Source organism: Streptomyces sp. NPDC004327, from assembly GCF_042873935.1.
GTDB lineage: Bacteria > Actinomycetota > Actinomycetes > Streptomycetales > Streptomycetaceae > Streptomyces.
Genome location: NZ_JBIAME010000006.1, coordinates 371,597 through 383,413, shown reverse-complemented (window position 1 = coordinate 383,413; position 11,817 = coordinate 371,597). Strand labels below are relative to the sequence as shown.

Here is an 11,817-nt window from a genome sequence, read left to right as displayed (position 1 = left end):
CTTCAATGGTCGTTCGGGGGCCCGTATGGTGTCAACCTCTGTGGATAACTCCTTAGGCCGAGCGGGAGCGGGGCGCGATGGACTCGTACGACGACACGGGTGCGGACGGGCCCGGGCCGCAGGCTTCGCCCGAACGGGTGACCGCACCCCGCGCCGCCGGAGCCCAGGCCCCCGACGCCCCGGCCGCCGACGCGCCGACCTCCGACGCACCGGCCCCTGACGTACCGGCCGCCGACGCACCGGACTCCGCCTCGTCCGGCTCCGCCGCCCCGCGCGCCGGCATCGCCGCGCTCTCGATGCCGTACCAGGTGGTCGCGGCCGTCGCCCTCGCCGTCCTCGGTGTCTTCGCCTGCGTCCACCTCGCGATGGTGTTCCTGCACGTCGCGCCGTCGAACACGCTGACCAAGCAGCACGGCGAGGCCGTGGACGACTGGATCTACCCCGAGTTCGAGCAGAACTGGAAGCTCTTCGCGCCCAACCCGCTCCAGCAGAACATCGCCGTCGAGGTCCGCGCCCAGATCGCCGGCGCGGACGGTGCCCGCCGCACCACCGATTGGATCGACCTCACCGCCCAGGACGCGGCGAAGATCCGCGGCAGCCTCGTCCCCAGCCACACCGCGCAGAACGAGCTGCGCCGGGCCTGGGACTTCTACCTCGGCTCGCACACCGACGACGACCGGCCCAACGGGATGCGCGGCGAGCTCTCCGAGAGCTATCTGCGCCGGATCGTGGTCGCCCGGCTCGACGAGCGCGAGCTCGGCGGCCGGGTCCTGAAGATCCAGCTGCGTTCCGCCACCCGGTCCGTGCCGGCGCCCGCGTGGAGCGCCGAGAAGATCGACACCCGGCCCTCGTACCGCAACTACCGCTGGTGGCGGATCACCGACGCCGACCGGCCCGCCGGAACGACCGCCACCACCGCGACGACCGCGACGACCGCGACGACCGCGACGACCGCGACGACCGCGACGACCGCGACGACCGCGACGACCGCGACGACCGCGACGACCGCGACGACCAAGACCGAGGCGGCCGCCCGATGACCCACAGCCCCGCCCCCGCGTCCGCCCCCGCGCCCGCGCCGGCTCCCGCCGTCACGCGGCCCCGACCGCCCGCGGGCCGCCCGCCCTTCGACCGCCGGCTCGCCGCCGCCGTGCAGAAGGTCACCGCGCACGCCCTCGGCCCGTACCAGACGGCGATCGTCCGGATCGGCTTCTCCCTCACCTGGCTGCTGTTCCTGCTGCGCGAATGGCCGCACCGCCTGGAGCTCTACGGGCCCGACAGCCCCTGGTCCTGGGAGATGGGGCGGCGGCTGATCGCCGACAACCGCTCCTTCAGCGTGCTGATGTGGTCCGACGGCCGGCTCTGGTTCGAGGTCGTCTACGCGCTCGCCGTGCTCTCCGCCGTGCTGCTGCTGCTCGGCTGGCACACCCGGGCCGTCTCCGTCGTCTTCATGGCCGGCGTGCTGTCCCTGCAGAACCGCGCCATCTTCATGGGCGACGGCGGCGACAACGTCGTCCACCTGATGTCGCTCTACCTCGTCCTCACCCGCTGCGCGCAGGTCTGGTCGCTCGACGCCCGCCGGGCCAGCCGCGGCAGGACGGACGACCGTGTCGTCGGGCCGCTGCTGTGGACCGTGCTCGGCGGCTTCCTGCTCGCCGCCACCTGGTTCTCCGACGTCACCGGCGAATGGTGGCTGCTCGTCCTGCTGTGGGTGCTGTGGCTGGGCCACGGCCTGTGGTGGCTGGTGAACCGCTACGCGCCCGACGAGCCGCGCACGCTCCTCGACGTCGTCGCCAACCTCACCCACAACGCGACTCTCGTCGTGATCATGGCGGAGGTCTGTCTGATCTACGCGACGGCCGGCTGGTACAAGGTCCAGGGCTCGCGCTGGCAGGACGGCACCGCGCTCTACTACCCGCTGCACCTCGACTACTTCTCCCCCTGGCCCGCCCTGTCCGGCGTGCTCGGCGGCAGCGGCACGATGGTGCTGCTGCTCACCTACGGCACGGTGATCGTGCAGGTCGCGTTCCCCTTCACGCTCTTCAACCGCAAGGTCAAGAACGTCCTGCTCGCGGCGATGATGCTGGAGCACGCCGGCATCGCGCTGCTGCTCGGGCTGCCGTTCTTCTCGCTCGCGATGATCGCCGCGGACGCCGTGTTCCTGCCAACCGGCTTCCTGCTGTGGGCCGGGGCGCGGGTGGCGCGGGGCCGGGACCGGGTGCTGGGGCGGTTCGGGCCGTCCGGCCGGACGGCCGGCGACGCGCCCGTGCCGGCGCCGGTGCCCGAGCAGAGCCGCACGGGCGACGAGGCCGGTCCCCGTACCCTCGTCGGGTGAGCACCACCGAAGAACAGCCCATCCAGTACGACGAGGGGTTCGCCCCCGAGATCGGCGTCGGGCCGCACCCGCGGCCGTGGCCCGAGGACGCCGAAGGCGGGCGCTACGACCCCGAGCTGCTCGCCGACGGCGACCGGCGCAACGTCGTCGACCGCTACCGCTACTGGACGCGCGAGGCGATCGTCGCCGACCTCGACACCCGCCGCCACGACTTCCACGTCGCGGTGGAGAACTGGGGCCACGACTTCAACATCGGCTCCGTGGTGCGCACCGCCAACGCGTTTCTCGCGAAGGAGGTGCACATCGTGGGACGGCGGCGCTGGAACCGGCGCGGGGCCATGGTCACCGACCGCTACCAGCATGTGCGCCACCACTCCGACACGGCGCAGCTGACCGCCTGGGCGGCGGCCGAGGGTCTGCCGATCATCGGCATCGACAACCTGCCGGGCGCGGTGCCCCTCGAGCGGACGGTGCTGCCGCGGCGGTGCGTGCTGCTCTTCGGGCAGGAGGGGCCGGGGCTGACCGAGGAGGCGCGGGAGCACGCGCAGATGGTGTGCTCGATCGCGCAGTTCGGTTCGACGCGGTCGATCAACGCGGGCGCGGCCGCGGCGATCGCGATGCACGCCTGGGTGCAGAGGTACGCGCAGATCGACTGAGGAGACCGGCGGAAAGGGCCTGGGCCGGGGCGGGCGGCCCCGTGGCTCCGGCCGGGTGTGGCGGGGCCCCGCCCCTCCCCGGGGCCCCGCACGTCTACCGCGTCAGGTCGGACGGCTCGCGTCAGACCTGACGGCGCACCTCCACCACGCGGAAGCGGTTGGAGACGAAGGCGCCGTCGCACAGGGCGGCGTTCGCCGCCGGGTTGCCGCCGGAGCCGTGGAAGTCGGAGAAGGCGGCGGTCTGGTTGACGTAGACACCGCCGGTGAGGTTCAGGGAGAGCTGGGCGGACTCGTCCAGGCAGACCTCCTCGACGGCGCGCTCGGTGTCGGGCGAGGTCGTGTAGGCGCCGACGGTCATGGCGCCCTTCTCGCGGACCGTGCGGCGCAGGAGCTCCAGCGCGTCGGCCGTGGAGTCGACCGAGACGGCGAAGGAGACCGGGCCGAAGCACTCGGAGAAGTAGGCGGCCTCCGCGTCGGGCTTGGAGCCGTCGAGCTTGACGATGACCGGCGTACGGACGACCGCGTCCGGGAACTCCGGGTTGACGATCTCGCGGGAGGCGAGCGCCACCTCGCCGAGGCCGGCGGCGGCTTCCAGGCGGGCCTTGACGTCGGGGTTGACGAGGGCGCCGAGGAGCGCGTTGGCGCGGGCGTCGTCGCCGAGCAGGCCGCCCACCGACGCGGCGAGGTCGGCGACGACCTCGTCGTAGGACTTGGGGCCCTGGTCGGTGGTGATGCCGTCGCGGGGGATCAGCAGGTTCTGCGGGGTGGTGCACATCTGGCCGCTGTACAGCGACAGCGAGAACGCCAGGTTGGAGAGCATGCCCTTGTAGTCGTCGGTGGAGTCGACGACGACCGTGTTGACGCCGGCCTTCTCTGTGTACACCTGCGCCTGGCGGGCGTTGGCCTCCAGCCAGTCGCCGAAGGCGGTCGAGCCGGTGTAGTCGATGATCCGGATCTCGGGGCGGACGGCGAGCGTCTTGGCGATGCCCTCGCCGGGACGCTCGGCGGCCAGCGCCACCAGGTTGGGGTCGAAGCCGGACTCGGCGAGGACCTCGCGGGCGACGCGGACCGTGAGGGCCAGCGGCAGCACCGCGCGCGGGTGCGCCTTGACCAGCACCGCGTTGCCGGTGGCGAGGGAGGCGAACAGGCCCGGGTACCCGTTCCAGGTCGGGAAGGTGTTGCAGCCGATGACCAGGCCGATGCCGCGGCCGACGGCGGTGAACTCCTTGGAGAGCTCCAGGGGGTCGCGCTTGCCCTGCGGCTTGGACCAGGCCGTACGGCCGGCCGGGGTGCGGGTCTGCTCCTCGTACGCGTACGCCACGGCCTCCAGGCCGCGGTCCTGGGCGTGCGGGCCGCCGGCCTGGAACGCCATCATGAACGCCTGGCCGCTGGTGTGCATGACGGCGTGGGCGAACTCGTGGGTGCGGGCGGAGATCCGGGCGAGGATCTCCAGGCTCACCAGGGCGCGGGTCTCGGGACCGGCGTCGCGCCAGGCGGCGAGGCCGGCGCGCATCGCCGGGAGGAGGACGTCGAGGTCGGCGTGCGGGTACTCGACGCCGAGCGCGGGGCCGTACGGCGAGGTCTCGCCGGGGACCCAGCCGTCGGTGCCGGGCTGGTCGAGCTCGAAGCGCTTGTTCAGCAGGTCCTCGTAGGCCGCGAGGCCGGCGGCGGCGTCCAGCGAGCCGTTCTCCCCGTAGGCCTTCGGGTGCTCCGGGTACGGGGACCAGTAGGCGCGGGTCCGGATCGTGGCGAGCGCCTGGTCGAGTGTCGACCGGTGCTTCTCGGCCAGAACGTCGGTGGTCAGCTGAGCGGTGGCCATGGATGGACCAACTCCTCGTCGAGCTGGGCAGGGAGACGCGTACGGAGTTAGAGTAACCGAACGATCGGTCGGGACAAGGGGGTCCGGCGATCCTGTGGAAAACCCATCGGGGAGGATCACTCCTATGAGCGCCAGCACGACCGTCCAGGGAAGCGGCGACACGGTGTCGGCCGACGGAGCCCGCCCCATCGAGCCCGGCATCGACCGGAACGGTGTCGTCGCCGTCGTCGGCACCGGGACCATGGGGCAGGGGATCGCCCAGGTCGCCCTGGTCGCCGGCCATCCCGTACGCCTCTACGACAGCGCCCCCGGCCGGGCCGCGGAGGCCGTGAAGGCCGTCGCGGGCCGCCTGGACCGGCTGGTCGAGAAGGGCCGGCTCGGCAAGGACGAGCGGGACGGGGCGGTCGCCCGGCTGCGCGCGGCCGACGAGCTCGCCGGCGTCGCGGACGCCGCCCTGGTCGTCGAGGCGATCGTCGAACAGCTCCCGGTCAAGCAGCGGCTCTTCGCCGACCTGGAGGAGGTCGTCGGCGCGGACACCGTGCTCGCCACCAACACCTCCTCCCTCTCCGTCACCGCCATCGCGGGAGGGCTCCGGCTGCCGGGCCGCTTCGTCGGACTGCACTTCTTCAACCCGGCGCCGCTGCTGCCGCTCGTCGAGGTCGTCAGCGGCTTCGCCACCGACCCGGACACCGCCACGCGCGCGTACGCGACGATGAGGAACTGGGGGAAGACGCCGGTGCGCTGCGCCGACACCCCCGGCTTCGTCGTCAACCGGGTGGCCCGCCCCTTCTACGCGGAGGCGCTGCGGATCTTCGAGGAGGGTGCCGCCGACCCGGCCACCATCGACGCGGCGCTGCGCGAGTGCGGTGGCTTCAGGATGGGCCCCTTCGAGCTGACCGACCTCATCGGGCAGGACGTCAACGAGGCCGTGACCCGCTCGGTGTGGGAGTCCTTCTACCAGGACCCCAAGTTCACGCCCTCGCTCGCCCAGCGGCGGCTCGTCGAGTCCGGCCGCCTCGGCCGCAAGACGGGGCACGGCTGGTTCGCGTACGCGGAGGGCGCCGAGCGCCCCGAGCCGCACACGGCGCCGCCGGCCGAGGCGCCGGCGCGGATCACGGTGCGGGGCGACCTCGGGCCGGCCGAGCCGCTGGTCGGCCTGTTCGAGCGGGCCGGGATCGCGGTGCGGCGCAAGCCGGGCGAGGGGTCCGTCGAGCTGCCCGGTGGCGCCCGGCTGCTCCTCGCGGACGGCGAGACCGGCTTCGAGTACCACCAGGACGAGATCGTCTCCTTCGACCTCGCGCTCGACTACGAGAAGGCGAGCAGGATCGTTCTGTCGGCCCGGCGGGGCATCGACCCGGACGCCCTCGCCGAGGCCGTCGGCCTGTTCCAGGCGCTCGGCAAGCAGGTGTCGGTCATCGGCGACGTGCCCGGCATGATCGTGGCCCGTACGGTCGCGATGCTGGCGGACGTCGCCGCCGACGCCGTGGACCGGGGCGTGGCCTCGGCCGAGGACGTGGACACCGCGATGCGGCTCGGGGTCAACTACCCGGCGGGTCCGCTGGAGTGGGCCGCCCGGGTCGGGCACGCGCGCGTGCGGGACCTGCTCGGCAACCTGCACGAGCGCTACCCCACGGGCCGTTACGCGCCCTCGCTCGCGCTCGCGCGCCGGGCGTCCGAGGAAGAAGCCGCAGAGGCGGAGGAGAGCCGATGACCACCGCGCGACGCGACACGTACACCCCCGAGACACTGCTCTCGGTCGCCGTCCAGGTCTTCAACGAGCGCGGCTACGACGGCACCTCCATGGAGCACCTGTCCAAGGCGGCCGGGATCTCCAAGTCGTCGATCTACCACCACGTCGCCGGCAAGGAGGAGCTGCTGCACCGCGCCGTCAGCCGGGCGCTCGACGGGCTCTTCGCGGTCCTCGACGAGCCGGCCGCGGGCCGCGGGCGGGCCATCGAGCGGGTCGAGTACGTGACCCGGCGCACCGTCGAGGTGCTCATCGAGGAGCTGCCGTATGTGACGCTGCTGCTGCGCGTGCGGGGCAACACCCAGACCGAGCGGTGGGCGATGGAGCGGCGCCGCGAGTTCGACCACCGGGTGGCCGATCTCCTGAAGTCGGCCGTCGTCGACGGCGACCTGCGGGCCGACCTGGACATACGCCTCGCCACCCGACTGCTCTTCGGCATGATCAACTCACTGGTGGAGTGGTACAAGCCGCAGTACGCCTCCCCCGCGGAGCGGGAGCAGCTGGTGGACACGGTCGTCCACATGGCCTTCGACGGGCTGCGGACGGCGCCCTAGGGGGTGTCCTGCCCCCTGTTACGCCGGAGCCCGTCCGTACGACCTGTCCGAGCCCGCCCGGGTGTCCCCGGGCGGGCTCGTGCGTTTCAGTCCCCCAGGTCCGTGCACGGGTCGAGGTCCGTCTCCTCGAAGACCAGCAGCGTGCGGGTCGACAGGACCTCGGGGATCGACTGGAGGCGGGTGAGGACCAGCTCGCGCAGGGTGCGGTTGTCCGGGGTGTGGACCAGCAGCAGGACGTCGAAGTCGCCGCTGACCAGGGCGATGTGGGCGGCGCCCGGCAGGGCCCTGAGCTGTTCGCGGACGGTCCGCCAGGTGTTCTGGACGATCTTGAGGGTGATGTAGGCGGAGGCGCCGTGCCCCGCGCGCTCGTGGTTGACGCGGGCGCCGAAGCCGCGGATCACCCCGTCCTCGATGAGGCGGTTGATCCGCGCGTAGGCGTTGGCGCGCGAGACGTGGACCCGTTCGGCGACCGAGCGGACCGAGGCGCGGCCGTCGGCCTGGAGCAGCCGCAGGATGTCCCGGTCGATCGCGTCCAGCGGGCGGGCCGGCGTGCCCGGGGGGATCATGACGGGAGGGCCGGAAGTCGTCCCCTGGTACGTCTGCGGCCCGCCGGCCGGCCCCGTCGGGAAGGCGCCGCCGGGGAGCGCGTTCAGGCGCTCGTCGTCCGGGCGTACCTCGATGTCGGCCATTTGTTCTTCCGCCATAGCCCCCCGCCTCTCTATCGTGGACGACCTGCACCCATCCCAGGCTGTGGAGAACCGTTTGTCCACAGGCTTGAGGCGCCTGTAGCCAAAATGCCTCCACGACCGAACAATCGGTAGGTGAGGCGCGCCACATTTCGCGCCACCCGCCTTCGGGTCTTATGCCCGCTCCCACGAGGAGGTGGACTCGTTGCAACAGCGCAGTTCGACAGTCCAAGCGCCCCCCGGTGCTTCCCGCGCCTACCGGCCCACCCCGCCCCCGGCCTGGCAGCCGCGTACCGACCCCGCTCCGCTGCTGCCGGACGCGGAGCCGCTGCGCGTGCTCGGCACGGACGCGGTGGCCGACGCCGATCCCGCGCTGCTGCGCCGCCTCTACGCCGAGCTGGTCCGCGGCCGCCGGTACAACGCGCAGGCCACGGCCCTGACCAAGCAGGGCCGGCTCGCGGTCTACCCGTCCACGACCGGACAGGAGGCCAGCGAGGTCGCCGCCGCGCTGGCCCTGGAGGAGCGGGACTGGCTCTTCCCCTCGTACCGCGACACCCTCGCGGCCGTCGCCCGCGGACTCGACCCCGTGCAGGCCCTGACCCTGCTGCGCGGCGACTGGCACACCGGCTACGACCCGCACGAGCACCGCATAGCCCCGCTGTCCACGCCCCTCGCCACCCAGCTCCCGCACGCCGTGGGCCTGGCGCACGCCGCCCGGCTCAAGGGCGACGACGTGGTGGCGCTCGCCATGGTCGGCGACGGCGGCACCAGCGAGGGCGACTTCCACGAGGCGCTGAACTTCGCCGCGGTCTGGCAGGCCCCGGTGGTCTTCCTCGTGCAGAACAACGGCTTCGCGATCTCCGTGCCGCTCGCCAAGCAGACCGCCGCCCCCTCCCTCGCCCACAAGGCCGTGGGATACGGGATGCCGGGCCGGCTCGTCGACGGCAACGACGCCGTCGCCGTCCACCAGGTCCTCACCGAGGCCGTCGCCCGCGCCCGGCGCGGCGGCGGGCCCACGCTCGTCGAGGCCGTGACCTACCGGATCGACGCCCACACCAACGCCGACGACGCCACCCGCTACCGCGGTGACGCCGAGGTCGAGGCGTGGAAGGCGCACGACCCGATCGTGATCCTGGAGCGCGAGCTGACCGAGCGCGGACTGCTCGACGACGACGCCCGGCGCGCCGCGGCCGAGGACGCCGAGGAGATGGCGGCACGGCTGCGCGAGCGGATGAACGCGGACCCCGTGCTCGACCCGATGGACCTGTTCGCCCACGTGTACGCCGAGAAGACCGCGCAGCTGCGCGACCAGGCGGCACAGCTGCGGGCTGAGCTCGACGCCGAGAGCGAGGCGGGATGACCACCCAGGCGACAGCACGGCGGGCCGCGAAGGCGGCCAAGCCCGCGACCATGGCGCAGGCCCTCCAGCGGGCCATGCGGGACGCCATGGCCGAGGACCCCACCGTCCATGTGATGGGCGAGGACGTCGGCACGCTCGGCGGCGTCTTCCGCGTCACCGACGGGCTCGCGAAGGAGTTCGGCGAGGACCGCTGCACCGACACGCCGCTGGCCGAGGCGGGCATCCTCGGCGCGGCCGTCGGCATGGCGATGTACGGGCTCCGGCCGGTCGTCGAGATGCAGTTCGACGCCTTCGCCTACCCGGCGTTCGAGCAGCTCATCAGCCACGTCTCGCGGATGCGCAACCGCACCCGCGGCACGATGCCGATGCCGCTCGTGGTCCGCGTGCCGTACGGCGGCGGGATCGGCGGCGTCGAGCACCACAGCGACTCCTCCGAGATCTACTACATGGCCACCCCCGGCCTGCACGTCGTCACCCCGGCGACCGTCGAGGACGCCTACGGGCTGCTGCGGGCCGCCATCGCCTCCGACGACCCGGTGGTCTTCCTGGAGCCCAAGCGGCTCTACTGGTCGAAGGCCGACTGGTCGCCCGAGGCGCCGCCCGCCGTCGAGCCGATCGGCAAGGCCGTCGTCCGCCGCCCCGGCACCAGCGCCACCCTCATCACCTACGGCCCCTCCCTGCCGGTGTGCCTGGAGGCCGCCGAGGCGGCCACGGCCGAGGGCTGGGACCTGGAGGTCGTCGACCTGCGCTCGCTCGTGCCCTTCGACGAGGAGACCGTCTGCGCGTCCGTGCGGCGCACCGGCCGGGCCGTCGTCGTCCACGAGTCGACCGGCTTCGCCGGGCCGGGCGCGGAGATCGCCGCCCGGGTCACCGAGCGCTGCTTCCACCACCTGGAGGCGCCGGTGCTGCGGGTCGCGGGATTCGACATCCCGTACCCGCCGCCGATGCTGGAGCGCCACCACCTGCCGGGCGTCGACCGGATCCTGGACGCGGTCGCGCGGCTCCAGTGGGAGGCGGGGAGCTGATGGCCCAGGTGCTCGAATTCAAGCTGCCCGACCTCGGCGAGGGCCTCACCGAGGCCGAGATCGTGCGCTGGCTCGTCGACGTCGGCGACGTCGTCGCCATCGACCAGCCGGTCGTCGAGGTCGAGACGGCCAAGGCGATGGTGGAGGTGCCCTGCCCGTACGGGGGCGTGGTCACCGCCCGCTTCGGCGACGAGGGGACCGAACTGCCCGTCGGCGCCCCGCTCCTGACGGTCGCCGTCGGCGGCAGCCCGGAGCAGGCCGCCGCGCCGGCGCCCGAGGCGCAGAAGGCGCCGGCCGCGTCGGACGCCGAGTCCTCCGAGTACTCGGGGAACGTCCTCGTCGGATACGGCACCACCGGGCCCGCCGCCCGGCGCCGCCGGGTCCGCCGCGAGACGCCCGTGTCCGCCGCCGCCGTCGTGGCCGCTCCGGTGGTCCCGGCCCAGGAGCCGGTCGCCGCGCCGCCCGGGCCGGTGGCCGTCATCTCGCCGCTGGTGCGCAAGCTCGCCCGGGACCGCGGGCTCGACCTGCGCGAGGTGCGCGGCTCGGGGCCCGAGGGGCTGATCCTGCGGGCCGACGTCGAGAGCGCGCTCGCCGTACGGGACCGGGCCGCCGAGGCCCCGGCCGCCCCGGCCGCCGCCCCGGCACCGGCGCCCGTCGCCGTGGCCGCCGCGGGCGGGCGAAGCGGGATGGGGGTACCCCCGGCCGAAGGCCAGGGGAGGGTCCCGCTGCGCGGAGTGCGCGGCGCGGTCGCCGACAAGCTCTCGCGGAGCCGTACGGAGATCCCCGACGCGACCTGCTGGGTGGACGCCGACGCGACCGAACTCATGGCCGCGCGGGCGGCGATGAACGCGGCGGGCGGGCCGAAGATCTCCGTCCTCGCGCTGCTCGCCCGGATCTGTGTGCACGCCCTGTCCCGCTTCCCGGAGCTCAACTCGACGGTCGACACGGCCGCGCGGGAGATCGTCCGGCTGCCGTCCGTGCACCTCGGGTTCGCGGCCCAGACCGAGCGCGGTCTGGTCGTCCCCGTGGTCAAGGGCGCCGACGGCCGCACGGCCGAGTCGCTGAGCGCCGAGTTCGCCCGGCTGACCGAGGTCGCGCGGGCGGGTTCGCTGACCCCGGCGGACCTGACCGGCGGCACGTTCACGCTGAACAACTACGGGGTGTTCGGGGTCGACGGCTCCACGCCGATCATCAACCACCCCGAGGCGGCCATGCTCGGCGTCGGCCGGATCGTGCCCAAGCCATGGGTGCACCAGGGCGAGCTGGCGGTGCGCCAGGTGGTGCAGCTGTCGCTCACCTTCGACCACCGGGTCTGCGACGGCGGGACGGCCGGCGGCTTCCTGCGCTATGTCGCGGACTGCGTCGAGAACCCCGCGGTGCTGCTGCGCACGCTCTGACCGCGGGACGGTACGACCGCACGACGGCATGACCGCACGACGGTACGGCCGCGGGACCGCACGAACGCGGTCCCGCACCGACTCCGCCGGGGCGGAAGCCGGCCGGGGCAAGGGGCCCCGCCGGCTCCCGGCGGCCTTGTCCGGGGCCCAACCCCACGCCGGGCCCCGGACCGTCGTACCGCCCGGTTGTTTCGCTCCGCGGCACCGCCCGGCCGCGCCCGGGCGGTGCCGGACCATA

Annotated in this window: 10 protein-coding genes; 8 read left to right on the top strand and 2 right to left on the bottom strand. The window is 73.6% G+C overall.

Annotated elements, in window-relative coordinates; all coding sequences use genetic code 11:
• The first annotated feature begins 77 nt into the window (after window positions 1-77).
• Genes ACFYU9_RS22470 through ACFYU9_RS22460 form a run of 3 tightly spaced genes read left to right on the top strand, consistent with a single transcriptional unit; the run spans window position 78 to window position 2,991 of the window.
• Entirely contained in the window at window positions 78-1,040 is a 963-nt protein-coding gene (locus tag ACFYU9_RS22470; protein ID WP_389345798.1) for a DUF5819 family protein, read from the top strand.
• Window positions 1,037-2,335, top strand: coding sequence for an HTTM domain-containing protein (locus ACFYU9_RS22465; RefSeq protein WP_389210860.1), 1,299 nt, complete (start codon window positions 1,037-1,039; stop codon window positions 2,333-2,335). The genes ACFYU9_RS22470 and ACFYU9_RS22465 overlap by 4 nt, the downstream gene beginning before the upstream one ends.
• Window positions 2,332-2,991, top strand: a complete 660-nt coding sequence (locus ACFYU9_RS22460) for a TrmH family RNA methyltransferase (RefSeq protein WP_389345797.1) — start codon at window positions 2,332-2,334, stop codon at window positions 2,989-2,991. Before ACFYU9_RS22465 ends, ACFYU9_RS22460 begins: the two co-directional genes overlap by 4 nt.
• A gap of 121 nt (window positions 2,992-3,112) precedes the next feature.
• Here ACFYU9_RS22460 and paaN read toward each other — a convergent pair whose 3' ends face one another.
• Entirely contained in the window at window positions 3,113-4,810 is a 1,698-nt protein-coding gene (paaN, locus tag ACFYU9_RS22455; protein WP_389210864.1) for a phenylacetic acid degradation protein PaaN, read from the bottom strand.
• A 124-nt stretch (window positions 4,811-4,934) separates the two neighbouring features.
• On the opposite strand from paaN, the gene ACFYU9_RS22450 reads away from it, so the two are divergent.
• Both ACFYU9_RS22450 and ACFYU9_RS22445 read left to right on the top strand, forming a co-directional pair.
• Window positions 4,935-6,521 carry a 3-hydroxyacyl-CoA dehydrogenase gene (locus ACFYU9_RS22450; protein WP_389210865.1) on the top strand — a complete coding sequence of 529 codons (1,587 nt, stop codon included), beginning with the start codon at window positions 4,935-4,937 and terminating at the stop codon, window positions 6,519-6,521.
• Complete coding sequence (locus ACFYU9_RS22445; protein ID WP_389210867.1) at window positions 6,518-7,111, top strand: TetR/AcrR family transcriptional regulator; 594 nt, start codon at window positions 6,518-6,520, stop codon at window positions 7,109-7,111. The genes ACFYU9_RS22450 and ACFYU9_RS22445 overlap by 4 nt, the downstream gene beginning before the upstream one ends.
• Before the next feature lie 86 nt (window positions 7,112-7,197).
• Here the strand turns inward: ACFYU9_RS22445 and ACFYU9_RS22440 are convergent, their stop codons facing one another.
• Complete coding sequence (locus ACFYU9_RS22440) at window positions 7,198-7,800, bottom strand: Lrp/AsnC family transcriptional regulator (protein WP_389210869.1); 603 nt, start codon at window positions 7,798-7,800, stop codon at window positions 7,198-7,200.
• Window positions 7,801-7,993: 193 nt separating this feature from the next.
• On the opposite strand from ACFYU9_RS22440, the gene pdhA reads away from it, so the two are divergent.
• The 3 genes from pdhA to ACFYU9_RS22425 are packed head-to-tail and all read left to right on the top strand — an operon-like array spanning window position 7,994 to window position 11,579.
• Window positions 7,994-9,157, top strand: a complete 1,164-nt coding sequence (gene pdhA, locus ACFYU9_RS22435) for a pyruvate dehydrogenase (acetyl-transferring) E1 component subunit alpha (protein WP_389210871.1) — start codon at window positions 7,994-7,996, stop codon at window positions 9,155-9,157.
• The gene (locus ACFYU9_RS22430; RefSeq protein WP_389345796.1) at window positions 9,154-10,182 is read left to right on the top strand and encodes an alpha-ketoacid dehydrogenase subunit beta; all 1,029 of its coding nucleotides are present in this window, start codon (window positions 9,154-9,156) and stop codon (window positions 10,180-10,182) included. Before pdhA ends, ACFYU9_RS22430 begins: the two co-directional genes overlap by 4 nt.
• Entirely contained in the window at window positions 10,182-11,579 is a 1,398-nt protein-coding gene (locus ACFYU9_RS22425; RefSeq protein WP_389345795.1) for a dihydrolipoamide acetyltransferase family protein, read from the top strand. The genes ACFYU9_RS22430 and ACFYU9_RS22425 overlap by 1 nt, the downstream gene beginning before the upstream one ends.
• The last annotated feature ends 238 nt before the right edge of the window (window positions 11,580-11,817 follow it).

What these genes read in the sequence shown, in the direction of transcription:
- ACFYU9_RS22470 (WP_389345798.1), top strand. Translation starts at nt 78, where the DNA reads ATGGACTCGTACGACGACACGGGTGCGGACGGGCCCGGGCCGCAGGCT.
- ACFYU9_RS22465 (WP_389210860.1), top strand. Translation starts at nt 1,037, where the DNA reads ATGACCCACAGCCCCGCCCCCGCGTCCGCCCCCGCGCCCGCGCCGGCT.
- paaN (WP_389210864.1), bottom strand. Translation starts at nt 4,810, where the DNA reads ATGGCCACCGCTCAGCTGACCACCGACGTTCTGGCCGAGAAGCACCGG.
- ACFYU9_RS22450 (WP_389210865.1), top strand. Translation starts at nt 4,935, where the DNA reads ATGAGCGCCAGCACGACCGTCCAGGGAAGCGGCGACACGGTGTCGGCC.
- ACFYU9_RS22445 (WP_389210867.1), top strand. Translation starts at nt 6,518, where the DNA reads ATGACCACCGCGCGACGCGACACGTACACCCCCGAGACACTGCTCTCG.
- ACFYU9_RS22440 (WP_389210869.1), bottom strand. Translation starts at nt 7,800, where the DNA reads ATGGCCGACATCGAGGTACGCCCGGACGACGAGCGCCTGAACGCGCTC.
- ACFYU9_RS22430 (WP_389345796.1), top strand. Translation starts at nt 9,154, where the DNA reads ATGACCACCCAGGCGACAGCACGGCGGGCCGCGAAGGCGGCCAAGCCC.
- ACFYU9_RS22425 (WP_389345795.1), top strand. Translation starts at nt 10,182, where the DNA reads ATGGCCCAGGTGCTCGAATTCAAGCTGCCCGACCTCGGCGAGGGCCTC.